Here is a 23,443-nt window from a genome sequence, read left to right as displayed (position 1 = left end):
GTGATCCCTTTCGCTCCCGGCGTCCCATGAGAGCGTCCCGGCGCGGGACGTCCCAGCAGGTCAGGGCGTGGGACGTCCCACGTTGACCCCGTTCGCCGAGCGCGCTGGACGCCGCCGAGTTGGCGCAGGAGAGTCACTGCGGACACGGGCCGGATGGCCGGTCGACGACAGAGGGGGAGCAGCGCATGCACCTTCGTGAGCAGCCACCCGGGGCAGGCCGCGCGCCGGGGTGTGGGGGGAGGCGCGCCTGAGCTGAACGAGGAAAGCCGAATCGGGGGAACCACGGGGGAACGGCAAGGGACCGACAGCACGGGGGAAACAACGGGGGAATTGACGGGGGAAACAACGGGGGAAGTAGCGGGGGAAATTATGGAGGAGATAACGGGGGAATTGACGGGGGAATGAAAGTGGCCCGGCCTCATCCAGGAGGCCGGGCCGCCATATTGGCATCACTCAGGGTCGAAGGCCGACCTCATTACGCCTGGCCGTACGCGCTTCCGACCCATTTCCAGTCGCTGCCCCTGCGCAGCCACGCCTTGACCTCGACGTTGGCCGGCTCCTGGATGTCGCCCGTCTTCCACGGGGTGCAGTACGGAGACGCGTGGCCCTGCGTGGTGACCGAACGGTTGTACACGCCGTTGACCCACAGCTCGCCGTAGACGCCCCATCCGTCGGGGTTGTTGTCGCAGGCCTGGAGCTTGTCGCCGTTGGCCTCGAAGTAGACCCCGTACCGGTCTCCCGGGACCCCGATGGCCGCGGAGGCCGGGCTGGCCAGCCCCATGACCAGAGTGCCCGCGGTGGCCGCGACCAGCATGCCGACGCGGATCCGGCCGCGATGTGACAGGAGTTTCATAAATCCCCCGAACTAGAATTGTCAATCAATCGCCGTGTGCGATCGAGGCAATCCTGGCACTCCGCGACCGACCTTCCCAGAGTATTTCCGGCCCGTCATCCGATCATTCATTCACGCCCATACCGACAACTCCCGGAAAATGACCGCCAGGGAATTCCATGTAATATGGCGCGTTGTCCGATTGGCGATTATGGCCGAATGTAATTCGGTCGGCCGGGTCATCGGAATTCACCACGCGGGGGCCGGCCTCGTCAGCCGGCGCCGCCTCCCCGGCCGCGCGCTCAGGCTCGGATGACCTCCACGCCCGCCGCCTCGAAGGCCTCGGCCACCGAAGGGGCCAGGCCGGTGTCCGTCACCAGCACGTCCACGGCGTCGGTCGGGACGATGCGGGCGAAGGCGCGGACGCCCAGCTTGCTGGAGTCGGCCGCGATCACCACGCGGCGGGCGCGCTCGCAGAGCAGCCGGTTCATGGCGGCCTCGTCCTCGTGCCGGGTGGCGGCCCCGTCGGCCGGGTCGAAGGCGTCCACGCCGACGACGGCGGTGTCCACGGAGAGCTGTCCCAGCACCTCCATGGCGAGGGGGCCCGTGAGCTCGTAGGACTGGGGCCGGGCGACACCACCGGTGAGCACGATCTTGAACTGCGGTCTGATGACCAGCTCGCCCGCGATGTTCAGGGCGTTGGTGACCACGGTGAGGGCGGGGGAGCCGGTGGCGAGGTCGGGGCGGGCGGCCAGGGCCCGCGCCACCTCGGTGGTCGTGGTGCCGCCGGTCAGGCCGATCACCTCGCCCGGGACGATCAGCGCCGCGACGGTTTCGCTGATGCGCCTCTTCTCGGCGGCCCGGCGCGAGGTGCGGTAGCGCAGCGGGAGTTCGTAACTGACCCCGTGCAGGACCGCTCCGCCGCGCGTGCGGACCAGCAACTGCTGCTCGGCGAGCTGGTCGAGGTCGCGCCGGATGGTGGCGGCGGACACGCCGAGGGCCTCGGCGGCGGGCTCCACTTCCAGCTCGCCCCGCTCCACCAGCAGGTCCAGCAGTGTCTGCCAGCGTTCCTTGCGGGTCATCGGCCGCCCTTTCGGTGATCTCTTCGGTCTCGTCTTCGATCGTGGCTTCGATCGCGCCTTCGGTAGTCGCTTCGCCGTTCGCTTCGGCGCTCCCTCTTGGCCTACGCGTCGAGATTAACGCAGGAGATCATCCCTGAGATGCTTGAAGTTGCGTGAAAGAGCCCACTATCTTGCAAGAACACGCATTCAGGGTGCACGCACCGCGCTGAGGAGCCGCCATGAGCCATGTCGCGTACGAGTTGGGCACGCAGCCCGCATGCTGGGAGCAGGCCGCCGAACTGGCCCGGGAACACCGGGCGGTGCTGCCGCGGCCGGGGGAGCGTACCGCGATCGTCGGATGCGGCACCTCGTACTACATGGCCCAGGCCGCCGCCGTGTTGCGCGAGGAAGCCGGGCAGGGCGAGACCGACGCCTTCCCCGCCTCGGAGTTCCCCCACCACCGGCGCTACGACCGGGTCGTCGCGCTGACCCGGTCCGGAACCACCACCGAGGTCCTCGACCTGCTGGCCGGGCTGCGGGACGCGGGCGTGCCCACCACCGCCGTCATCGGGGACCCCGCCACGCCCGTCATGACCCTCGCGGACGAGCTCGTCGTACTCGACTTCGCCGACGAGCAGTCCGTGGTCCAGACCCGCTTCGCCACCACCGCCCTCACCCTGCTGCGCGCCCACGTAGGCCTGCACAGCCCGTCCGTCGTCGCCGACGCGCGCGCCGCACTGGCCGACCCGCTCCCCGCGGAGCTGGAGACCCGGGGCCAGTTCACCTTCCTCGGGCGCGGCTGGAGCGTCGGACTCGCCAACGAGGCCGCGCTGAAGATGCGCGAAGCCGCCCTGGCCTGGGCCGAGTCCTACCCGGCCATGGAGTACCGGCACGGCCCCATCAGCGTCTCGGCGCCCGGCACCGCCACCTGGTCGCTCGGCGACGCGCCCGAGGGGCTCGCCGAACAGGTCCGGGGGACCGGAGCCCAGTGGGTGGCCGGGCACCTCGACCCGCTCGCCGAACTGGTCCGCGTCCACCGCCTGGCCATCGCCGTCGCCACCCACCGGGGGCTGGACCCGGACGCGCCGCGCAATCTGACCCGGTCCGTCATCCTCACCACGGGAGAGGAGGCCGTCCGATGAGCCTGGTCCCCGCCGGCAGGCTCGTCCTGGAGGCCGCCGCCCAGGGCCGCGCCGTCGCCGCCTTCAACATCATCACGCTGGAGCACGCCGAAGCGGTCGTCGCCGGCGCCGAATCGGCCGGACTGCCCGTGGTCCTCCAGCTCAGCGAGAACGCCGTCACGTTCCGGGGCGGAGCACTGCTGCCGATCAGCCGCGCGGCCGTGGCCGTCGCCGAGGCCGCCGGGGTCCCGGTCGGGCTGCACCTGGACCACGTCAAGAGCTCCGAACTGCTGCGGCAGGCCGTGGACGCCGGATTCAGCTCCGTCATGTACGACGCGGCGCATCTCTCCTACGCCGAGAACCTGGAGGCCACCCGCTCCGCCGCGGACTGGGCCCACGTCAACGGGCTCTGGATCGAAGCCGAACTGGGCGAGGTGGGCGGGAAGAACGGGGCCGCGCCACTGGACCCGCACGCACCCGGCGCCCGTACCGACCCGGACGAGGCGCGGCGGTTCGTCGCCGACTCCGGTGTGGACGCACTGGCCGTCGCCATCGGCAGCAGCCACGCCATGACCAGCCGGACCGCGGCCCTGGACCACGTGCTGCTCGGCCGCCTCGCCAAGACGGTCGACGTGCCGCTGGTCCTGCACGGCTCCTCCGGTCTGCCGGACGCGGAACTCGCCGCGGCCGTCGCCGGCGGCATCCGGAAGGTCAACATCGGCACCGCGCTGAACGTGGCGATGACCGAAGCCATCCGCACCCATCTGACCCCCGCGGATCCCCGCCCGTATTTGACCGCCGCACGGGAGGCGATGACGGCGACGGCCGCCGCTATGATCAGCGCCCTGAACTGACGGGAACGGGCATCGGGGGGACTTTGATGAGCACACAGCAGGGCCTCAGCAGCAGACGGCGGCTCCTTCTGGGACTGGGGGCCCCGCTGCTGCTCGGCGCGGCGGGGCTCGGCTACGCGATGTGGCCCGAGGAGGAGAACGCGGAGAAGGTCCGCACCGATCTGGCGCCGCTCAACCGGCGCTTCTGGACCGCGCTGGGCGACGTGTCCGACGCGCACTGGCTCGGATACGACATCGACGAGTCCACCAACGACCGGGCGGTCCCGAGCCCGGATTCCCGGATGCGGCTGGTCGGGGTGGCCCGCCTCAAGCAGGGCACCGCGAACCGCATCATGCGCGATCCCGCCCACCGCTTCGAGGTCGGGCCGCTGGCCGGGATGCCCGCCCCGCTGAAGCCGTACATACCCTCCAGCGCGGCCTGGAAGCAGAGCCAGACGTACGACAGGGTCGCTCTGGAAGAAGGCCTGGACATGATCCCGTCGGGCACCTTCCGCTTCGACGGCATCCGCGACCTCGTGTACTTCGACTACGTCTTCCTCTACACCTGAGCAGCGGCCCACGGGAGTCCTCCCACTCAGTGGGAGGACGGCCGCGGCGGCATTGAAGCCGCGGCCCGGGCGGTGTTTCGTCGGATGCCGGAGCAGAGCAGGCGCCGCCGAGGGAAGGCCACCGCACATGCCACCGCACGCGCCGCAGCACGTACCGCCGCACGCGACCGCGCACCTGCGGCAGTCGCAGGCGCCGCCGCAGCCGTACCTCCCGCACCGCTTCGGGGTCTTCCTCGCCCCCTACCACCGCCCCGACGGTGACCCGGCGCTCCAGCTGCGCCGGGACCTCGACCTCGCGGCCGACCTCGACCGGCTCGGCTACGAGGAGCTGTGGGCCGGCGAACACCACTCCGCCGGGTACGAGATCATCGCCTCGCCCGAGGTGTTCCTCGCCGCGGCAGCCGAACGCACCAGCCGGATCATGCTCGGCACCGGGGTCAACTCCCTCCCGTACCACCAGCCGTTGATCCTCGCCGACCGGATCTGCCAGCTCGACCAGCAGTCCCGGGGCCGTGCCATGCTCGGCGTCGGGCCGGGCCAACTGCCCTCCGACGCCTTCATGATGGGCGTCGACCCGCTCCACTCCCGCGCGATGACGGCCGACTCCCTCGACGCCATCGTGCGACTGCTGCGCGGGGAGACGGTCACGGCCGCCACCGACTGGTTCGCCCTGGAGGAGGCCCGGCTCCAGCTCAGGCCCTACCGGGCTCGGGAGCTCGATGTGGCCGTCGCCTCCGCCGTGTCGCCGACCGGGGCGGTGCTCGCGGGGCGCCACGGGCTCGGGATGCTCTCGCTCGCCGCCGCCGACCCCACCGGGTACGCGGTGCTCGACGCCAACTGGGCCGCCCACGAGCGCGCCTGCGGCGAAGCCGGCCGCCGCGCCGACCGCTCCACCTGGCGGCTGGTCACCCCCGTGCACCTCGCCGAGACCCGCGAACAGGCCCTGCGTGAAGCCGAGTACGGCACGCCCGACATCGTGGAGTACATCGAGAAGCTGAGCGGGACCCGCCTCGACGGCTGCGCCACCCCGGCCGGCGCCGTCGAGCGGTGGACCACTGAAGGGCTGCCCACCTTCGGCCGGGCCGTCATCGGTGCTCCCGAGGACGCCGTACGGCGGATCGAGCAACTCGCGGAGAAGTCGGGCGGGTTCGGCACCTTCCTGATCCTCCGGCTGGACCTCGCCGAGCCCGCGGCCGCCCTGCGCAGCCTGGAACTCTTCGCCGAGCGGGTCGTCCCCCGGCTCACCGGCCACGCCGAATCCCGCCGCGCCAGCCTGGAGTGGGCCGGGCGCAACAGCGAACGGTTCGTCGGGGCCCTGCGCCGGTCGACGATGGACGCCATCGCCCTCAGGGGAGAGGTTCGTTGAGGGCCGCGGTGTTCGAGGACGGCCGGTTCCGCGTACGGGAGCACCCGGATCCCGTGCCCGGCCCCGGGCAGGCGCTCGACGTACCCGCCCGAGGAGTTCGGCGCCACCCTCGCCTCCCTGCGTCGGCCGGAGGAGCACATCAAGGTCCTGATCCGGCCCGGACAGGACGGAATCGGGGTGGTGGCCCGCTGACCGCCCGCTGACCCTTCCGGATTCTTGGAACAGGTTCTAGTCTGCCCCCGCGGCGGCGGCGGACGGCCGCGCGCCCCTTGAGCCATCAGACCTTGAGCCACGAGACCTTGAGCCACGAGAGACCCGGAGGGGCCGTGCACCTCGAATACACGCCTGAGCAGCAGCGGTTGCGCACCGAGCTGCGCGCCTACTTCGCCGAACTGATCCCGGACGACGTCTACGCGCGGTACGAGGACCCGGCGGAGCAGAAGCGCTTCTACCGGGAGACCATCCGCCGGCTCGGGGCCGACGGCTGGCTCGGCGTCGGCTGGCCCAAGGAGTACGGCGGGCGCGGGATGTCGCCCATGGACCAGTTCATCTTCTTCGACGAGGCCGCGCAGGCCGTCGTACCGCTGCCGCTGATGGCGCTCAACACCGTCGGGCCGACCATCATGCAGTTCGGCACCGACGAGCAGAAGGCGTACTTCCTGCCCAAGATCCTCGCGGGCGAGATCGACTTCGCCATCGGGTACAGCGAGCCCGACGCCGGCACCGACCTCGCCGCCCTCAAGTGCAAGGCCGTCCGCGAGGGCGACGAGGAGACCGGCACGTACGTGGTCGACGGACAGAAGATCTGGACCACGAACGGCGACACCGCCGACTGGGTCTGGCTCGCCGTCCGCACCGACCCGGATGCCCCCGCCCACAAGGGCATCACCATGCTCCTCGTACCGACCTCCGACCCCGGATACTCCTGCACCCTCATCAACACCCTGGCCTCGCACGACACCACGGCGAGCTACTACGAGAACATCCGGGTGCCCGCGAGCCGCCGCGTCGGCCAGGAGAACAAGGGCTGGCGGCTGATCACCAACCAGCTCAACCACGAGCGCGTCACCCTCGCCGCCCACGGCACCATGGCCATCCGCGCCCTGCACGACGTCCAGCGCTGGGCCGCCGAGACCAAGCTCGCCGACGGCCGCCGCGTCATCGACCTCTCCTGGGTCCGCGGCCGCCTCGCCCGCACCCACGCCCGCCTCGACGCGATGAAGCTGCTGAACTGGCAGATGGTCAACGCCGTTCAGGACGGCACCCTCACCCCGCAGGACGCCTCCGCCGTCAAGGTCTACGGCTCCGAGGCGCGCAGGGACGCGTACGCCTGGCTGATGGAGGTGGTCGGCGCGGCCGGCTCCCTGAAGGACGGCTCCGCGGGCGCGGTCCTGCACGGCGAACTGGAACGCGGCTACCGCAGCGCCGTCATCTTCACCTTCGGCGGCGGCAACAACGAGATCCAGCGCGAGATCATCTCGTGGATCGGCCTCGGCATGCCGAGGGTGCGCCGCTGACCGGCTTTCGCGGCCGACAGCGGAACGGGTCGGCACAATCCCTGCGACCTCCTGGCTCCGCCCGCGCGGAGCGCCCCGCGGCGCGTGGCCGCGGGGCGTGGCTGCGGGGCGCCCCGCGGGGGTCAGTCGACCTGCTCCCCGTCCTTCGTACCGCCCTTGCAGTAGTTGCCGTCCTCATTGATCGCGGGCGTACCGCCGCCCTCCCTGCACTCGGAGGGGGTGACGACGGATGGGACACCCTGTGCGCTGGCGACAGTGGCGGCGCCTGTGAGGCCCAGTCCGGCGAGGGCTGCCGTGGCGATGACGGCGGCAATAGTTCGTCGAATGCGCATTCGGTTCCCCTTTCACGGATTGCGTCGATTGGGGCACTTTTCAGCTTCTCACCCATGCCGGTGGCACGTCCTGTTGGGCGGGAGGTGAGACTCAGCTTCCTCGTTGGCTCCTGTGAGCGTTCTCGTTGTCCCGCCGGCTCGCTGTCAGTGGCTCCTCGTACGGTCCGGGCATGGCTGATCAGCAGTGGGGTGGTGTCCGTCACCGTGTGGTCTCGTTGGGCGCGCAGCCGTCGAGCCGCGAGGTGTTCGGCTCGCACGGGCACCGGTGGGTCCTGGAAGACCCGCTGACCGATGACGGGCTTGCCGACCTCGAAGCGCAGGTAGGCGTGCGGTTGCCGGATGGCTACCGGAGCTTCCTTACGTGCGTGGGCGCCGGCGGCGCGGGTCCCGCCTACGGCCTCTTCCCCGTGCGCCGCGTGCAGGGCCGCTGGCGCTGGGAAGGGGACGGAGCCGACCTGGCCGACCTGGCCATGCTCGCTCGGCCCTTTCCCGAGCACGGCCCGGATCCCGAAGCCCTCGACGCACTTCTCGCCGCACGCCCCGAAGAGGAGGACTTCGAGGAGATCGAGGACTTCGACGACGCCATCGAGGCGTGGGACGAACGCTGGGAATCTCTGATGTTCGCCCCCGAGCGCACCGCCGGCGCCATCGTGATCTCCCACCTCGGCTGCGCCCAGCGCGAGTGGTTGATCATCAGCGGCGCCCACCGCGGCACCGTCTGGTCCGACTGCCGGGCAGACGGCGCCGACCTCGTCCCGCTCCTCGACCAGGACGGGAAGCCTGTCACCTTCGCACGCTGGTACACCGACTGGCTGCACAAGGCTGAGCTCACCGCACACCAAGTCACTTGAGGGCGACGTCCAGCGGTGCCCAGGACGTGCGGGGGCGAGGATGCGACGCTGGAGTGAGGGCCCGCGAGCGGAGGCCGGAGCGCATCTCATCCGGTCCGCGCCCCAGCGCCGCCAAGCGGCCTCACGGCGTGGATCCGGCCGCCGGGACCGGGGCCGCGCAACCAACCCGGAAGGCAGGTGCGTCCCATGCACGCGTCGACCCGTATCGCCGGTGCCCTCACCGGCCTCACCCTCACCCTCGGCGGTGCGCTCGTCGCCGCTCCCGCGGTCCGGGCGGACATCCCCGCCTGCGTACAGATGGCCGAACTGGCCGGTGCCACCGACTCCGACTCCGTCACAGCGGCCTGCAGCCGTGGCGTGGTCGGCGACCTGGAGAGCTGCGTGACCGGGCTGACCGCCGCCGGAGTGGCGGGCGGCGCCGCGACCGGCGCCTGCCGGGCGGCGGCCTACGAACCGCGTTAGAGCCCCGCGCGCGACAGCCGTCCGTTGAGACTTGCCTTTCTAGTTGGCCCTTTGGCGCCGTAGGTGGCCTCTGAGCGTGGTAGCCGGCCCGCCAACCCCGCTCCGGCGCACGCCGCCCCGGATATTGAACGGCCTGACCGGGGCGTTAGCCTCAGCGGATGATTCCTGAGCGGTCATTGAAGGTCACGCGTGCCGGCGACTTCATGTGGGCCTCGGGCCTCGGGCCTCGAGCCGCACTCCGACGTACGCCATGGCCACCAGCCTGACGACCGTCCCAACGAGGACGTGCCTTCGCCCTCCCCGTCGAAGCCTTCGGATGCGACCCGGAGGAGTCCTTCGTGGAATGGGGCGGCGGCTACCGGTAAGCATGTGTGAGAACGCGGCAAGTTCAGTAATTTTTGAATGCGGAATGGTCGGCGCCCTGTCGTCACTGCTCATCGAACGCGTGCATGGCCTGGCAGATGAGGTCTGAGCGGCAAAGGGATCCGCTTATCGTCGCGAAATGCGCCCCAAGCCGCCGAAGGTGTCCAAGGAACTCGCTCATCGACACCACGCCATGGACCACCCCCGATGGCACCCTGCAACACCTGCGGTACTAAGCTCCCCGCAACTTATGAGAAAGGAGATCCATGAGCCGAGCCCGTAGGATCCTGCTGGTAGTGGAGTCGGTTCTGGTCCTTCTCCAAGCAATCCTGGTTGCTGGTATATGTTTTATCTTCGCTCCGCTGCTCATCGGCGGACTCGGTCCGCACGCCTATGAAGAAGGTGATCCCGGAACCGGGGAGAGAGTCGGCTACGCCGTTGTGGCCGCGGTCGCGGGTCTCATTTTCCTCATCGCGAGCGTTTGGTATCTGCTGGGCCTGATGCGTTCGTTCCTCACGGACGTTCTGCCAGGCCGCCGGGCTCAGGTGGCGTGCGTTCTCCAGGCCTCTCTGCTCGTGAGCGCCATCGTGGTGGAGATGTGGCCACTGGTCATCATCACCGCCCCATTGCTGCTACTCATGGTCTCTGTCCGCATGGCCGACCGAGGCCGCAGGCCAGTAACGGCCTGACATGCGAACAGCGCACTGTTCGAGCGGGAGTGGCCCTGCCTGCCCGCCCACTGCGCGCTCTACTCGGCGTAGGGGGCCAACTACAGCGCCGATTCCCACCCGTCCGCACCGGCCCGAGGCAGGTACGGCGCCGCCCCGCTTCCACCGACGCGGCCGGTCGAGGCTGTGCCTCTCCGGAGCCGGGCAGTCACCGCCCGGGCGTGGTGGCCACCCTCGCCTCGCGGGCCCCATGCGGAGCGCCCATGCTGAGTAAGAGGGCGCCGTCGTCATGAGACTTGTCCTTCCCGAAGGCCGAACGAGGGCGCCTGAGAGGAGGAGGAAGTCATGCGCATGCGAAGAATCCTGGGCCTCGCCCTGGCCGCGGCAACCCTTGCCGGAATGAGCGCAGTCGGCGCTGTCAGCGCAGGGGCCGCCTCGTCTCCGAACATCTCCAGGGACGAGTGCACGGCCGCCGGCGGACAAATCGTTTCCCAGCCCTACGCGGGCGACTCCTGCGTACTGCCTGACGGGACCAAGTCGGCGATCACTTGACCGGCTGGCGCACGGCCGGGCAACCAGTCCGGCCGGTGCATCCGTGCGGTGCTGAGAAGACGTCCTCAGTCGGTGACGTGCGGATCGGTATCGGCGATGACGCGGATCATCTCGTGCCATAGCCGCCACAAGCGGGGGCTGTCTGCTTCGTCGAGCTCTGGCAGGACCTGTTCCAGGTCGAAGAGCTTCCGATGCAGGATGCCGAGAGGACCCGCTTGCGGAATGTCATCCAGGTTGCTGCACGCAGTGGCGGTAGCAGAGGAGGGCGCAGGCGAATTCATCTCCACGGCGTTCCCGAGGGTGGGCGCGGACCGTCTCGAAGTCAGAGTTTCCACCGCTTCGAGGCGGTCCGCGCTGTCCTGAACACCAGGCTGCCGCCGTCCTGAAGGGCCTCGGCCGTGTCGTCATGCAGTGACCGACGAGAAGAGGGCGAGTAGGTCATCCCGCCGTAACAGCACGGCCAAGGAGCCGACCGGCACGGTGCACCCGCCGGTCGGCTCCGTCGTGCTCCCCGACGCCCCGGGGACGACTCCGTCGTTCGGCCCATCAAGGGTGCCTGCTGCGACGCCGAAGAGGACCAAGCGGAGTCGCCCACCCTCGCGTTCCGGTACGCCTCCGTGCCCCAGGCCGCCCCGATGACGGCGGTCCCGTGCCTTGGCCGACAGGCCCGGAGGAGATCCCGCATGCACGTCGTCCTGCCCCTGACCGCCGTCACCACCGCCGCGCTCCTGCTCGTCACCGTCACCGGCGCGACTCCCGCCGCGGCAGGCCGGAACCCCGACGGCACACCACTGGTCAAGGTGTCCCACGGCGACCCGTACGCGCACTGCACCATCGGAGCGAGGTCCCCCGAGAGCATCGTCTACCCGGGCACCGAGGTCGAGCCGTACGTGTCCGTCGATCCGCGCGACTCCGAGCGCGTGGTCACCGTGTTCCAGCAGGACCGCTGGAACGACGGCGGCGCCCGTGGCTTGGTGGCCAGTTGGACCACGGACGGCCGCACCTTCCACCGGAGCACGCTGCCGTTCAGCCTCTGTGCCCCGGGCGGAGCGGACTTCGAACGGGCCACCGACCCCTGGGTGAGCACCGGACCGGACGGCACCGTGTACGCGAGCGGCGAGGGCGTCGACTTCACCAAGAGCACGCGCACGGGCCTCCTGGCCGCCACGTCCCGCGACGGCGGCCGTACGTGGCAGAACCTCACCACCACGCACGTCGACGAGCAGCCGTTCTTCAACGACAAGCCCTCGCTCACCGCCGACCCGATCCGCAAGGGCACCGCCTACCAGGTGTGGAACCGCCTCGACAACGACCCTCCCGGCCCCGGTTCCCTCGACGGCCCGGGCTACATCTCCGTCACCCGCGACGGCGGCCTCACCTGGAGCAGGGCCCGGCCCTTCGTCGACACCGGCAGCGTGCCCAACACACAGACCATCGGCCATCTGATCGTCGTCGACCGGCACACCGGCACCCTGTACGACTTCTTCGACCGGATCACCTACTCCGACGACCTGAGCACCGTCGTCGAAGCCCGCTACGAGGTGGTCACCTCGACCGACGCCGGAGAGACCTGGAGCGCCCCGGTCATCGTGGCCCGGGACACCTCCGTACCGGAGGTCGACCCGAACGACCCCACCAGACTGCTGCGCGCCGCGTCCACCCTGCCCAGCCCGGCCGTCGACCCGAAGACGGGCACGCTCTACATGGCGTACGAGGGCTCGGACTTCTCCGGCGGCAGGTTCGACTCGGTCCAGTTGGTGCGCTCCACCGACGGGGGACGCAGCTGGGGACCTCCGGAGCTGATCAGCCCGAAGGGCGTGCCGGCCTTCTCCCCGTCGATCGCGGTCGACGAGCGGGGCACGGTCGCACTCACCTACTACGACCTGCGCTTCCTCGAGCCGGGCGACACCACCACCCTGCCCACCGCCTACCAGCTGGCCACCCTGCCGCACGGGGACCCGGAGCGCCGCACCGAGCGACGCATCTCGCGGATCTTCGACTGGCTGCAGGCACCGTTCGCCGGGGGCTACTTCCTCGGCGACTACCAAGGCCTGGTGGCGGACGGCAAGGGCGTACGGGCGGTGCTCACCGAGACCAACTCCGGCGCACCACAGAACCGTACGGACGTGTACACCACCAGTCTCCGCACCCACTGACCGACCCGCACGCCGTCGGCCGGCCCGACCGCCGACGGGCCCCCTCGGTGAAGTCCTGGCGGTGCAGGATGAGTTTGCGCGGGTGAGGCCCTCTGGCATCCGTCGGGCCACGGCCTCATGATGGACGGGCCACCTTCACCGTGGAGGACTCGAATGGACCCTCTGTCCCTCGCCATCGCCGGAGCCCTCGCCGCCGGTGTCGCCACCGGAGCAGGTGAGTCTGCGGGGGCCGCTTCGGCGGCCCTTCTGCGGAGAATCAGGGAGCGCTTCGCCGGCCGTCCGAACGGCACTGTGCCCGATATGGAGTCCCAGGAAGAGCTCTCGGCCGCCCTGGGCGAGGAGTTCACGCGCGACCCCGCGTTCCGCGAGGAATGCCAGGACCTGTGGAGCCAGGTGACGAACGGCGGCGCCGTCAATTCGTTCCAGGGTCAGGCCGAGAACGTCGTCATGACCCGTGACATCCACGGCGGGTTCACGATCCAATGACGTGCACCCCGTCGCTCTCCGGCGGACAGCCGGGTTGCTGGTGAGGGACCCGGGGGAGCCTCATTTCTCGCGTGATGGCCCAGCGTTCGTGGTCGCGCCACACTCCGCCGATCTTGATGAAACCGGGTGAGACGCCTTCCTTCCGGAAGCCGAGTCGCCGGACGAGTTTCAGCGAGGCGGTGTTTCCGGGTTGGATGTCGGCCTCCACGCGGTGGAGGTCCAACTGGTCGAAGGCGTAGCGCACCGCGAGTGCGACCCCCTCGGACATGTAGCCCCGGCCCGCGTAGGGCAGGAACGCGGCGTAACCGAGCACGCCCCGGTGGTAGGGGTCTCGGACGATGCCGCTGATACTGATCGTCCCGACCAGGTCGGCGCAGTCCTTGAGGCAGACCACCATGCCGACGGCGGTCCCTCCGTCGACCCTCGCCAGGTAGGCCGAGAATCCACCCGGCGTACACGGCGTCACCACCCATGGGTGATGGAGGTCGGCGCTCATCCGCGCCAGTTCGACGAATCTTTCCCGGTCCTCCGCCGTCACCGCCCGGAGGGTTACTTGTGACCCCTGTGCCGATTCGATAATCATCGGCCCGAGTGTACGCCGATCAGGATCGGATGTATCCAACAAACCTGGGAATGTGGATAGTCGGATGCTATTCTGAGGCCCGCGGTCCTCCGCGTGAGCGAGCCTGTGTGCACCCTTCATGGATCATGCCTTCCGCTATGACAGAAAAGGTGATCATGAGCGACCCCGCCGGGCGGCCCCTCCCCGACATCGGGAATCTCACCCTGTCGAGGCTTGTCTCCGATTCGGCCGTCACGGCTGCTGAATTCCGTTCGCTGATCTTCAATCCCGAGATTCCCGAGATTCCCGAGCGGAGGGCGGCATTCTCATCGGAAATCTCTGGCGATTCGCTGATCTTCCATCCCGTCGTGCCTGAGGTGAGGGCGTCCTTCCAATCTTCCATCGGCGGCGATGAGTGTCTCCTGCCATCGACCAATTCGTCCTGAAGGTACACGGCGGCTGCAATCTAGCCTGCGACCATTGCTATGTCTACGAGCACGCAGATCAGAGCTGGCGCGAGAAACCGCGGACGATGAGTCCGGAAGTGGTGGCTCAAGCGGCGGCGCGTATCGCGGAGCACGGTCGTCGTCATCAGCTCTCCGTGGTTCGCATCAGCCTCCACGGCGGAGAACCGCTCCTTCTCGGAACGAAACGCCTGCGGGAGATCGCCCTCACGCTGCGCGACGTCGTCGGTGGTGAATTCCGGCTCGGGCTTCAGGTGCAGACCAATGGCGTGTTGCTCAACGAAAGATTCTGCAGGCTGTTCGACGAACTCGGCATCCAGGTCGGGGTCTCGCTCGACGGTGACCGGACGGCCAACGACCGGCACCGCCGATATGCGAGCGGCCGCAGCAGTCATACCGGGGTCCTCCGGGCCCTCGAGCTGCTGAGGCGTCCTGAATTCCGTCATCTCTACGGCGGGATTCTGTGCACAGTAGATCTGGCGAACGACCCGATCGCGGTGTACGAAGCAATACTGGCGGAGTCGCCACCCCGGGTGGACTTACTGTTCCCCCATGCGACCTGGGAGAATCCGCCACCGCGCCACGGAGAATCACCGGCTCCCTATGCCGCTTGGCTCGGCCGCGTCCACTCCCGCTGGCTCGCCGACGGGGCGCCGGTTCCCATCCGGCTGTTCGACGCCTTGACGGCCGCGTCCCGGGGCGAACCCAGCGGAAGTGAAGCGGTGGGGCTCAGACCGGTCACCCTCGCGGTGGTGGACACCGACGGCTCGTGGGAGCAGGCCGATTCCCTGAAGACCGCTTATGCGGGCGCACCCGCCACCGGCATGTCCGTCTTCACCCACAGCCTGGACAGCCTCATGTCCCACCCCGGCATCGCCGCGCGGAACGAGCGCCATGCGGAGCTGAGCGCGACCTGCATGGCCTGCCCGGTGATGCGGACCTGCGGTGGCGGTCTCTACGCCCACCGCTACAGCTCCGCGGGCGGTTTCGACAACCCGTCGGTGTACTGCGCCGACCTCCTGGTCCTGGCGACCGAGGTGCCGGCGGCGCACGCCGGGCGCCCGGCCGCTGCCAGCCCCGGTGGACGGCGCCGCGTCACCGACCACCTGCCGGCAGGCGCCTTCGAGGCGTTCGCGGCAGGGGCGGGGACCGCAGAAGGCGTCCGTGCGCTCCAGGAGATGCAACTCATCCTGACGAAGACCCTGGTGGCGGGCACGGCCGCTCGGCCGGCCGGCCGGTCGCCCCTGGGAGCTGCGGCCTCCGAAGGCTGGGACCTGCTGCTGGAGCTGGAGAAGCGTCATCCGGCCGAGACCCGGGACGTCCTTCGTCACCCTTTCGTGCAGGCGTGGGCGGACCGCTGCCGGCGCCCCGTCGGCTTCGGTGAGGGTGAACGGGACAGAGCGCACATCGCCGGCGTCGCGGCTGCCGTCGCCTGGCGGGCCGGCGTGGACGTGAGCCTGCCGTTACCGGTGAGAGCCGGGCTGGTCCATCTGCCAGGCGTGGGCGCGCTACGGGTCCGAGGCGACGGGCCCACCGCGGTCGTGTCGCTCGGGGACGGCCACCCGGCAGGTGGCGGGCCGCTCGTGATCAGACGGCTGACCGCGGCCTCGCTCCCCGTTGCCGTCGAGGACCTCGACCCCTACCGCGCCGACGAGGACCGGCCCGCTCTCGGCCGCCTGGCCACACCCGAGTGGGACACCTGGAGGACCGCGCTCGCCGGGGCGGGAAGTGAACTCGCGCGGCTGGTCCCCGCCTACGCAGCGACGATGAGAGCGGGACTGCGTGCGGTCGTCCCGCTCCGGTACGCGGAGACGGAGCCCGGTGTCCGTGACCGCCCTTCGAGGCGCGCGTTCGGCGGCGTCGGCCTGGGCCTGCGACGGAGGCCTGAGGGGAGGGCAGGCCCGGACCCGGCCGCTGCCCTGCTGGGCGAGTTCCAGCACACCAAGCTGGCCGCACTGCTGGACGCGTACGCGTTCTTCACGGCGCAGGACGCCGCCCGGCTGTCCGTACCGTGGCGGCCCGAGCCGTTGCCGGCCCGGCAGGTCCTCCACGGTCTCTACGCCCACGTGGCCCTCGCGGAGCTGTGGGGTGCGCGTTCCGCGGAGCTACCGCGCGGAGCCGCTCCGGAGCGGCAGGAGGAAGCCGCGGCCGCGTTCCGGCGGTACCTGAACCGGGCAGACATCACCGTGGACGCCCTGGCAGCCCAGGTGCCGATGGAAGCAGCGGGCGTCCGCTTCACGGCCGGCCTGCGGGCCGCCCTCGACCGGCTGTCCGCCGACGGCCGCCCCGGGGTGCGGGGCGTACCGCCCGGACGACCAGGTACGGGCGGGACACGTACGAACAGCCGGACCCGGAGAGAAGGCCCATGACCGCAGACGGCGGTACCAACACCTACGCCGGACAGGCCGGGAACGTCGTCCTTGCCGCGACCATCCACGGCGGCGTGAACACCGGGCCGAGGGTGTTGCCGGTACCGAGGCAACTGCCGCGGGCGGTAACCCACTTCACGAACCGCAGCGACGCGCTGCACAGGCTGGACGAGCTGGCCGTGGCCGGGAATGGCATCGCCATGATCTCCGGCCCGGCCGGGGTGGGGAAGAGCGGCCTCGCCGTGCACTGGGCGCACGAGCATCAAGACGCCTTTCCCGACGGCCAGTTGTACGTCAACCTCTGCGGCTACGACCAACGGGCCCCGCTGCGGCCCGAGGACGTCCTCCACGGCTTTCTGCACGCCCTGAACGCATCGGTCGACGGGGTGGCGGACGATCTGGACGCCATGGCGGCGCTGTTCCGCTCGCTGGCCCACGGGAAACGCCTGCTGGTCGTGGCGGACAACGCGCGGAGTGCGGAACAGGTACGGCCGCTGCTTCCGTCGTCGCCGGGCTGCTTCACGCTCGTCACCAGCAGAAACCGCCTCGGCAGTCTGACCGCGGTGGACGGGGCCACGCCCCTGCCCGTGAGGCCGCTCGACGTTCCCGAGGCGGTTCTCCTGGTGGAGCGCCTCTCGCGGCACCGGGACACACGGGCCGCCACCGAACTCGTGCTCCGCTGCGGCGGTATGCCGCTCTTCATCAGGATCGTGGCGGAAAGAGCGAGCGACGCCCCGTCTCTGAGCGGGCCGGTCGCAGAGCTGGCGCGCGACGGCGACCGACTCGACGCGCTCTCCACACTGGATGAGGGGATGGATGCCCGGATGGTGCTCTCGTGGTCCTACCAAGGACTGCCCGCGACGATTGCCCGAGCCTTCCGCCTGCTCGCCCTCCACGCCGGTCCCGACTTCTCCGTCCCGGCAGCCGCCGCACTGATCGACCGCCCCGAGAACGAAACCCGGCGCATCCTCGACAAGCTGGATGCCCTCAACATGCTCGAGGCAACGGGAGGAGGGCGGTACCGGTACCACGACCTGCTCCGCGACTATGCAGGGGAGCGCGTGGAGGAGGAGGAAACGCCGTGGGACCGACAGGGCGCGCTGCGCCGCGAGTTGTCGTACTACCTTCGGATGGTGGACGCCTGCGACCGTGTTCTGGCTCCTGACCGGAAGCACGTGCCGCTGGACCACGACACGGACCGGGGACCGGCGCCGTTCTCCGGTCACGATGAGGCCATCGCCTGGTGCGATGGCGAACTCCCGAGTCTCGTCCGCGCCGTCCATCAGGCCGTCGAACTCGGCTTCGATGACGTGGCATGGAAACTGCCGGTGGCGCTGGTCTACTTCCTGCGTTTGCAGCGGCGCGACACGTACCGGTTGGAACTGTCCGCGATCGCGGTCGACGCGGCCCGCCGGGAGGATGACCGGTGGGCCGAGGCATGGGGGCTGATCTGCGTCGGCGGCGCGGAGTCCGACCTGGAACGCCACGAGGACGCGCTCGGGCATTTCACGGAAGCGCTGGGGATCAGCCGCGAGATCCGGGACCGCCACTGGGAGGCGACCTGCATCTACAACGTGGCCTGGACCCTGCGTCTGCTGGGACGGCCCGCCGAGGCGCTGGAACAGCAGCGCCAGGCACTGGCCATCCACCGGGAGTGCGGTATCCAGCGCAGCGTGTCGATCGCCCTGACCGAGATCGCCGCACTGGAACTCGACCTGGGCAGGCCCGACCAGGCGTACGCCGAGTTCGAGCGGGCGCTCGGCGGAGCACGGGCGACGGCCGATCTGCCCACGGTGGGCAAGGCGTTGCACGGGCTCGGAGACGTGTGCCGCACAGCCGGCCGGACGAGCGAGGCGATCGAGTGGTACCGACAGGCCGTCGACGTACGCCGACGCGTCGGCGACCGCTTCGGACTGGCCTGCTCGCTCCTCGACCTGGGCGAACAACTCGCCTCGGCCGGCCGCCCCGTCGAGGCGGGCCAGGCGCTGGCCCAAGCGGTGGCGATCTTCGACGCCCTCGAGGACCCGCTCGTGGAGGACGCACGGCGCCGCCTCGCGGACCTCGGCGGCGAGGCGGACTGAGCACCCGGCGTGCCCTGGCCGTCGCGCCCGTACGCCTCGTACGCTGGAGTCACAGGCCGTGGTCCCAGCGGCAAGGAGGTACGGGGATGGGAGACACCGTGGCCGTCGGATCCGACCCCGGGCTGTACGGTCCGTCGTCCGTGACCTGGCAGTGCCACGGCGACCCGATCATGTGGATCGCCGGGGTCCGCGCGCTCTACCTCCAGGCCCTGCATCCGCGCGCGGTCCGCGGGGTCATGGAGAACAGCTCCGCCTTCAGCGGGGAGAACGGCGGGGGCGACGCCTGGGGGCGCCTGCTGCGCACCGCCGATTTCGTCGGCACCATCACCTACGGCACCACCGGGGCCGCCGAACGGGCCGGCGCCCGTGTCCGCAAGATCCACACCATGCTGTCGGCGACCGATCCGGCCACCGGCGCATCGTTCCGCGTGGACGAGCCCGAACTGCTGCTCTGGATCCACTGCGCCCAGATCGACAGCTTCCTGCACGTCCTGCGCCGCTCCGGGGTCCCGCTCAGCGCCGCGCAGGCGGACCGCTACGTGGCCGAGAACCGTGTCAACGCCCGTCTCGTCGGCCTCGACCCGTCCGGGGTACCGGGGGACACCGCGGCCCTGGCCGCCTATTTCGAGCGGATCCGCCCCGAGCTCGCCGCCGGACCCGACGCCCGCGCCGTCGACGCCTTCCTGTGCGCCCCGCCCATCCACCCCCTCCTCGTCCCTGGCCGAAACCTGGTGTGGCGACCGCTCGCCGCGCTCGCCTACGGATCCCTCCCGGCCTGGGCGCACCAGATGTACGGCCGCCCCGCACCGGCCCCGCGCAGCGTCACGCGCCGCCTGCGTCTCACCGGTAGCCTGCTGCGCAGCATTCCCGCAGGTCTGCGCTGGAAGCTGCCTCCAGGTCACATCTTGAAAGCGATGCGCCGCATGGGCCCCGGGAGCCGCCCCGCGCCGTACACACTGCGTACATCAGCGGCCATACTGGACCGGCCGGGGAGGGCATAGCACGACACACGGGGGCGACTTCAAGACATGGCGGAGTCCAGACTGATCCAGGGCCGGTACCGGTCGCTCGATCTGATCGGCCGCGGCGGCATGGGCGAGGTGTGGCGGGCCCGCGACGAGTCGCTGGGCCGGCAGGTCGCCGTCAAGTGCCTCAAGCCCATCGGGCCCGAGCAGGACACCCACTTCACCCAGGTGCTGCGCGAGCGCTTCCGCCGCGAGGCGCGGGTCGCCGCCTCCCTCCAGCACCGCGGCGTCACCGTCGTCCACGACTTCGGCGACGACAGCGCGGCCGGTGGCCCCCTCTACCTCGTCATGGAGCTCCTCGAGGGCCGCAACCTCAGCCAGCTCCTGGAGGACAACGACGCGCGCCCGCTCCCCGTGGACGTGGTCGTCGACATCGCCGAGCAGATGGCGGCCGCCCTCGGCTACACCCACGAGCAGGGCGTCGTCCACCGTGACCTGAAGCCCGCCAACATCATGCGGCTCACCGACGGCACGGTGAAGATCTGCGACTTCGGCATCGCCCGGCTGGCCGCCGACATCGGCTTCACCGCGAAGCTGACCGGCGGCGGCATGGCCATGGGCACCCCGCACTACATGTCGCCCGAGCAGATCGCGGGCGGCGAGGTGGACCACCGCAGCGACCTCTACTCCCTCGGCTGCGTCCTGTACGAGATCGCCACCGGAGCCCCGCCCTTCGACCTCGGCGACTCCTGGTCCGTGCTGGTCGGCCACCGGGACACCGCGCCCGTGCCGCCGCGCGAGCACCGCCCCGAACTGCCGGTCGCCTTCGAGCGGCTGGTGCTCGACCTGCTCGCCAAATGCCCCGAGGACCGGCCGGGCGACGCCCGCCACCTGCACCGGCAGCTCGTCGAGGCGCGGCTCGGCCCCGGCTCGGCGACCGGGGCGCACCCGCCGCTGCCCGAGTGGGCCGGCGGGATGACCGCCGGGCGCAAGGCCGGCATCGAGGCCCGCCCCGCGAGCGGGGAGTGGGCCGTCCTCACCGGTTCCTGGACCGCCGCACGCCCGGGCGGGCAGCACCCGACGTCCGCGGGAGCCGCCCCCGACGCCACCGGCCCCGTCCCCAGGGGCGCGGCGGCTTCCGGCCCCCCGGCTCCGGCCGCGCCCACCGTCGTACGCCCGCGTCCGGCCGAGGACCCGCGTCTCACCGCCGCCTACGGGCTCCCGCACGGCCCCGGCCCCGCCCCCTCGGGCCCGGCCGCGCTCGACGCCGGCCACGCGCGGGCCTTCGCCCTGAGCCGGGCGGGCCGTACCGCGGAGGCCCTCGCCGGGTACGCGGCCGTCGCCGAAGGGCGCGCCCGGGTGCTCGGCCCCGACCACCCGGACACCCTGGCTGCGCGACAGGAGGCGGCGTACGAGACGGGCCTGCTCGGCCGCCACCAGGAGGCGTACGAGGGCTACCGCGCGGTGCTCGCCGCCCGGGAGCGGACCGTGGGCCGGATCCACCCCGACACCCTGCGCTGCCGGCACAACCTGGCCTGCGCGCTGGGCGCCCTCGGTCGTTTCGCCGAGGCCCACGCCGCCGCCGCCGAGGTGGCCGCCGACCGGGCTGCCGTCCTGGGGGCCGAACACGCGGACACCCTGCTGACCCGGTACGAGGTGGCGTACGCCCTGGGACGTCTGGACCGCTGGGAGGAGGCCCTGGAGGCCTTCCGGCACATCGCGGCCGTACGCGAGCGGGTGCTCGGCCGCGACCACCCCGACACGCTGGCCGCACGCTACGAGGCCGGGATCGCGCTCGGCCGGACCGGGCGCTCGGCCCAGGCCCTGGACCTGTTCCGGGACCTGGTCCGCGACCGCACCCGCGCCTACGGGGCCGCCGACCCGGAGACGCTGCGGGCCCGCCACGTCCTCGGGGTGAACCTCGGGCGCCTGGAACGCTGGGAGGAAGCGGTCGCCGAAGCCCGGCAGGTGGGCGAGGCGCGGGCCCGCACGCTCGGCCCCGAACACCCCGACACCCTGGTCAGCCGCCGCGAACTCGCCGTGGGACTGGGCCGGCTGGGCCGCTGGGACCAGGCGCTGCCGGTCTACCGGGAACTCTCCGGCATCCGCGAGCGCTCGCTCGGCGACGGCCATCCCGACACGGTCGCCGCCCACGCCGACGAGGCGCACTGTCTGGAGCGGCTCGGCCAGGTGTGTTACCAAGAGCCATGACGACCTCACGGGGCTTCGGGCACGACGTGTACGACGCGGTGATCGTGGGCGGGGGCCACAACGGCCTCGTCGCCGCCGCCTACCTGGCCAGGGCGGGCCGCTCGGTCCTCGTCCTGGAGCGGCTCGGCCGCACCGGCGGGGCCGCCGTGTCCACCCGGCCGTTCCCGGGCGTCGACGCCCGTCTGTCCCGCTACTCCTACCTCGTCTCGCTGCTCCCGGCGAAGATCGTGCGCGAGCTGGGACTGGACTTCGAGGTGCGCCGGCGCACGGTCTCCTCGTACACCCCCGTCGAGCGCGCCGGACGCCCCGGCGGACTGCTGGTCGGCGGCGGCGAGGCGCGCACCCGGGAGTCCTTCGCGCGGCTGACCGGCTCGGAGCGGGAGTACGAGAACTGGCGCGCCTTCTACGGGACCACCGGGCGGGCCGCCGAACGCCTCTTCCCGACGCTGACCGAACCGCTGCCCACGCGCGCCGAACTGCGGGCGCGGCTGGACGACGAGGCGGCCTGGCGGATGCTGTTCGAGGAGCCGATCGGACGGGCCGTCGAGCGGGAGTTCGCCGACGACCTGGTGCGCGGGGTCGTCCTCACCGACGCGCTGATCGGCACGTTCGCCGACGCCCACGACCCGGGCCTGGCACAGAACCGCTGCTTCCTCTACCACGTCATCGGCGGCGGCACCGGCGACTGGGACGTACCGGTCGGCGGCATGGGCGCGCTCACCGACGCGCTGGCGGCGTCCGCGCTGGCGGCCGGGGCGGAGATCGCCACCGGGCACGAGGCGCTGCGCATCGACACGGACGGCACGACCGTCCCGGCCGAGGTGACCTTCCGTACGGCGACGGGCGAGGGGCGCGTCGCCGGCCGGGTGGTGCTCGTCAACGCCTCGCCGCGCGCGCTGGCCGAACTCCTGGGGGAGGAACCGGCGCAGCCGGCCCCCGAGGGCGCCCAGCTCAAGGTCAACATGCTGCTGCGCCGCCTGCCCCGGCTGCGGGACACCTCCGTCGACCCGCGCGAGGCCTTCGGGGGCACCTTCCACATCGCGGAGGGGTACGAACAGCTCGCCCGGGCCCACGCGGAGGCCGCGGCCGGCGAACTGCCCTCCGTGCCGCCCTCGGAGATCTACTGCCACTCGCTGACGGACCCGACGATCCTGGGGCCCGAGCTGGCGGCGCAGGGCTACCAGACCCTGACCCTCTTCGGACTGCACACCCCGGCGCGGCTGTTCGAAAAGGACGACCAGGGGGCGCGGGAGGTGCTGCTCGCCGCCACCCTCGCCCAGCTCGACGCCCACCTGGCCGAACCGCTCACCGACTGCCTGGCCTTCGACGCCGACGGCCGCCCGTGCATCGAGGCCAAGACCCCGCTCGACCTGGAGCGCGAACTGCGCCTGCCCGGCGGGCACATCTTCCACCGGGACCTGTCCTGGCCGTACGCGGAGGAGGGCGGAGGCCGTTGGGGCGTGGAGACCGCCCACCGCAACGTACTGCTGTGCGGCGCGGGGGCGGTTCGCGGCGGCGGCGTCAGCGGGGTCCCCGGCCACAACGCGGCGATGGCGGTACTGGGGCACTGAGGCCTCGGGGCTCCCTCCCCGGGAAGCGCCCGGGTGCGGATCGGGAGCTCG

Annotated in this window: 22 protein-coding genes; 17 read left to right on the top strand and 5 right to left on the bottom strand. The window is 71.2% G+C overall.

Features of this window, described 5'->3' with window-relative positions:
- Positions 1-475 precede the first annotated feature (475 nt).
- A complete protein-coding gene (locus ABZY57_RS05000) occupies positions 476-853 on the bottom strand; it encodes a hypothetical protein (protein WP_356508225.1) in 378 nt (125 codons plus the stop codon).
- A 281-nt stretch (positions 854-1,134) separates the two neighbouring features.
- Positions 1,135-1,914, bottom strand: a complete 780-nt coding sequence (locus ABZY57_RS04995; protein WP_356508223.1) for a DeoR/GlpR family DNA-binding transcription regulator — start codon at positions 1,912-1,914, stop codon at positions 1,135-1,137.
- Positions 1,915-2,132: 218 nt separating this feature from the next.
- On the opposite strand from ABZY57_RS04995, the gene ABZY57_RS04990 reads away from it, so the two are divergent.
- The 5 genes from ABZY57_RS04990 (at position 2,133) to ABZY57_RS04970 (ending at position 7,299) form a co-directional block, all read left to right on the top strand.
- A complete protein-coding gene (locus ABZY57_RS04990) occupies positions 2,133-3,035 on the top strand; it encodes an SIS domain-containing protein (RefSeq protein WP_356508222.1) in 903 nt (300 codons plus the stop codon).
- Positions 3,032-3,868, top strand: a complete 837-nt coding sequence (locus ABZY57_RS04985; RefSeq protein ID WP_356508221.1) for a class II fructose-bisphosphate aldolase — start codon at positions 3,032-3,034, stop codon at positions 3,866-3,868. The genes ABZY57_RS04990 and ABZY57_RS04985 overlap by 4 nt, the downstream gene beginning before the upstream one ends.
- 26 nt (positions 3,869-3,894) lie before the next feature.
- Positions 3,895-4,416 (top strand): hypothetical protein, encoded by a 522-nt coding sequence (locus ABZY57_RS04980; protein WP_356508219.1) that lies wholly within the window; start codon positions 3,895-3,897, stop codon positions 4,414-4,416.
- A gap of 127 nt (positions 4,417-4,543) precedes the next feature.
- Complete coding sequence (locus tag ABZY57_RS04975) at positions 4,544-5,782, top strand: LLM class flavin-dependent oxidoreductase (protein WP_356508217.1); 1,239 nt, start codon at positions 4,544-4,546, stop codon at positions 5,780-5,782.
- A 326-nt stretch (positions 5,783-6,108) separates the two neighbouring features.
- Positions 6,109-7,299: an acyl-CoA dehydrogenase family protein gene (locus ABZY57_RS04970; protein WP_356508216.1), complete on the top strand. Its 1,191-nt coding sequence runs from the start codon at positions 6,109-6,111 to the stop codon at positions 7,297-7,299.
- 122 nt (positions 7,300-7,421) lie between these two features.
- Here ABZY57_RS04970 and ABZY57_RS04965 read toward each other — a convergent pair whose 3' ends face one another.
- Entirely contained in the window at positions 7,422-7,631 is a 210-nt protein-coding gene (locus ABZY57_RS04965) for a hypothetical protein (protein WP_356508215.1), read from the bottom strand.
- Between the two features lie 170 nt (positions 7,632-7,801).
- On the opposite strand from ABZY57_RS04965, the gene ABZY57_RS04960 reads away from it, so the two are divergent.
- The 4 genes from ABZY57_RS04960 (at position 7,802) to ABZY57_RS04945 (ending at position 10,527) form a co-directional block, all read left to right on the top strand.
- Positions 7,802-8,482 (top strand): SMI1/KNR4 family protein, encoded by a 681-nt coding sequence (locus ABZY57_RS04960; protein ID WP_356508214.1) that lies wholly within the window; start codon positions 7,802-7,804, stop codon positions 8,480-8,482.
- A 186-nt stretch (positions 8,483-8,668) separates the two neighbouring features.
- On the top strand, positions 8,669-8,944 hold the full coding sequence (locus ABZY57_RS04955; protein WP_356508212.1) for a hypothetical protein: 276 nt from the start codon (positions 8,669-8,671) through the stop codon (positions 8,942-8,944).
- Between the two features lie 659 nt (positions 8,945-9,603).
- Positions 9,604-9,996: a hypothetical protein gene (locus ABZY57_RS04950; RefSeq protein WP_356508211.1), complete on the top strand. Its 393-nt coding sequence runs from the start codon at positions 9,604-9,606 to the stop codon at positions 9,994-9,996.
- Positions 9,997-10,320: 324 nt separating this feature from the next.
- Complete coding sequence (locus ABZY57_RS04945; protein WP_356508210.1) at positions 10,321-10,527, top strand: hypothetical protein; 207 nt, start codon at positions 10,321-10,323, stop codon at positions 10,525-10,527.
- A gap of 65 nt (positions 10,528-10,592) precedes the next feature.
- On the opposite strand, the gene ABZY57_RS04940 is transcribed toward ABZY57_RS04945, so the two are convergent.
- Entirely contained in the window at positions 10,593-10,814 is a 222-nt protein-coding gene (locus ABZY57_RS04940) for a hypothetical protein (RefSeq protein ID WP_356508208.1), read from the bottom strand.
- A 396-nt stretch (positions 10,815-11,210) separates the two neighbouring features.
- Between ABZY57_RS04940 and ABZY57_RS04935 the strand changes: the two genes are divergently transcribed.
- Together ABZY57_RS04935 and ABZY57_RS04930 are read left to right on the top strand one after the other, a co-directional pair.
- On the top strand, positions 11,211-12,683 hold the full coding sequence (locus tag ABZY57_RS04935) for a sialidase family protein (RefSeq protein ID WP_356508206.1): 1,473 nt from the start codon (positions 11,211-11,213) through the stop codon (positions 12,681-12,683).
- A 153-nt stretch (positions 12,684-12,836) separates the two neighbouring features.
- A complete protein-coding gene (locus ABZY57_RS04930; RefSeq protein ID WP_356508205.1) occupies positions 12,837-13,169 on the top strand; it encodes a hypothetical protein in 333 nt (110 codons plus the stop codon).
- On the opposite strand, the gene ABZY57_RS04925 is transcribed toward ABZY57_RS04930, so the two are convergent.
- On the bottom strand, positions 13,156-13,752 hold the full coding sequence (locus tag ABZY57_RS04925) for a GNAT family protein (protein WP_356508204.1): 597 nt from the start codon (positions 13,750-13,752) through the stop codon (positions 13,156-13,158). The two genes, ABZY57_RS04930 and ABZY57_RS04925, sit on opposite strands and share 14 nt — an antisense overlap.
- A gap of 137 nt (positions 13,753-13,889) precedes the next feature.
- Between ABZY57_RS04925 and ABZY57_RS04920 the strand changes: the two genes are divergently transcribed.
- From ABZY57_RS04920 to ABZY57_RS04895, 6 genes are all read left to right on the top strand, one after another.
- Complete coding sequence (locus ABZY57_RS04920; RefSeq protein WP_356508202.1) at positions 13,890-14,177, top strand: hypothetical protein; 288 nt, start codon at positions 13,890-13,892, stop codon at positions 14,175-14,177.
- A complete protein-coding gene (locus tag ABZY57_RS04915; protein WP_356508200.1) occupies positions 14,147-16,564 on the top strand; it encodes an FxsB family cyclophane-forming radical SAM/SPASM peptide maturase in 2,418 nt (805 codons plus the stop codon). Before ABZY57_RS04920 ends, ABZY57_RS04915 begins: the two co-directional genes overlap by 31 nt.
- Entirely contained in the window at positions 16,561-18,645 is a 2,085-nt protein-coding gene (locus tag ABZY57_RS04910; protein ID WP_356508199.1) for a tetratricopeptide repeat protein, read from the top strand. The genes ABZY57_RS04915 and ABZY57_RS04910 overlap by 4 nt, the downstream gene beginning before the upstream one ends.
- 86 nt (positions 18,646-18,731) lie before the next feature.
- Positions 18,732-19,646: an oxygenase MpaB family protein gene (locus ABZY57_RS04905; RefSeq protein ID WP_356508197.1), complete on the top strand. Its 915-nt coding sequence runs from the start codon at positions 18,732-18,734 to the stop codon at positions 19,644-19,646.
- 27 nt (positions 19,647-19,673) lie between these two features.
- Entirely contained in the window at positions 19,674-21,821 is a 2,148-nt protein-coding gene (locus tag ABZY57_RS04900; RefSeq protein ID WP_356508195.1) for a serine/threonine-protein kinase, read from the top strand.
- Complete coding sequence (locus tag ABZY57_RS04895; protein WP_356508194.1) at positions 21,818-23,392, top strand: NAD(P)/FAD-dependent oxidoreductase; 1,575 nt, start codon at positions 21,818-21,820, stop codon at positions 23,390-23,392. The genes ABZY57_RS04900 and ABZY57_RS04895 overlap by 4 nt, the downstream gene beginning before the upstream one ends.
- The last annotated feature ends 51 nt before the right edge of the window (positions 23,393-23,443 follow it).

The sequence above is a fragment of the Streptomyces sp. NPDC006450 genome, assembly GCF_040612195.1.
In the GTDB taxonomy this organism is placed as follows: Bacteria; Actinomycetota; Actinomycetes; order Streptomycetales; family Streptomycetaceae; genus Streptomyces.
The sequence above is the reverse complement of the archived record's forward strand: the minus strand, read 5'-3'. Positions and strand labels throughout refer to the sequence as shown.

Coding starts and splice junctions, on each gene's coding strand:
- ABZY57_RS04960 (WP_356508214.1), top strand. CDS start 7,802: ATGGCTGATCAGCAGTGGGGTGGTGTCCGTCACCGTGTGGTCTCGTTG.
- ABZY57_RS04910 (WP_356508199.1), top strand. CDS start 16,561: ATGACCGCAGACGGCGGTACCAACACCTACGCCGGACAGGCCGGGAAC.
- ABZY57_RS04980 (WP_356508219.1), top strand. CDS start 3,895: ATGAGCACACAGCAGGGCCTCAGCAGCAGACGGCGGCTCCTTCTGGGA.
- ABZY57_RS04990 (WP_356508222.1), top strand. CDS start 2,133: ATGAGCCATGTCGCGTACGAGTTGGGCACGCAGCCCGCATGCTGGGAG.
- ABZY57_RS04925 (WP_356508204.1), bottom strand. CDS start 13,752: ATGATTATCGAATCGGCACAGGGGTCACAAGTAACCCTCCGGGCGGTG.
- ABZY57_RS04965 (WP_356508215.1), bottom strand. CDS start 7,631: ATGCGCATTCGACGAACTATTGCCGCCGTCATCGCCACGGCAGCCCTC.
- ABZY57_RS04935 (WP_356508206.1), top strand. CDS start 11,211: ATGCACGTCGTCCTGCCCCTGACCGCCGTCACCACCGCCGCGCTCCTG.
- ABZY57_RS04975 (WP_356508217.1), top strand. CDS start 4,544: ATGCCACCGCACGCGCCGCAGCACGTACCGCCGCACGCGACCGCGCAC.
- ABZY57_RS04995 (WP_356508223.1), bottom strand. CDS start 1,914: ATGACCCGCAAGGAACGCTGGCAGACACTGCTGGACCTGCTGGTGGAG.
- ABZY57_RS04930 (WP_356508205.1), top strand. CDS start 12,837: ATGGACCCTCTGTCCCTCGCCATCGCCGGAGCCCTCGCCGCCGGTGTC.
- ABZY57_RS04985 (WP_356508221.1), top strand. CDS start 3,032: ATGAGCCTGGTCCCCGCCGGCAGGCTCGTCCTGGAGGCCGCCGCCCAG.
- ABZY57_RS04920 (WP_356508202.1), top strand. CDS start 13,890: ATGACAGAAAAGGTGATCATGAGCGACCCCGCCGGGCGGCCCCTCCCC.
- ABZY57_RS04945 (WP_356508210.1), top strand. CDS start 10,321: ATGCGCATGCGAAGAATCCTGGGCCTCGCCCTGGCCGCGGCAACCCTT.
- ABZY57_RS05000 (WP_356508225.1), bottom strand. CDS start 853: ATGAAACTCCTGTCACATCGCGGCCGGATCCGCGTCGGCATGCTGGTC.
- ABZY57_RS04895 (WP_356508194.1), top strand. CDS start 21,818: ATGACGACCTCACGGGGCTTCGGGCACGACGTGTACGACGCGGTGATC.
- ABZY57_RS04905 (WP_356508197.1), top strand. CDS start 18,732: ATGGGAGACACCGTGGCCGTCGGATCCGACCCCGGGCTGTACGGTCCG.
- ABZY57_RS04900 (WP_356508195.1), top strand. CDS start 19,674: ATGGCGGAGTCCAGACTGATCCAGGGCCGGTACCGGTCGCTCGATCTG.
- ABZY57_RS04955 (WP_356508212.1), top strand. CDS start 8,669: ATGCACGCGTCGACCCGTATCGCCGGTGCCCTCACCGGCCTCACCCTC.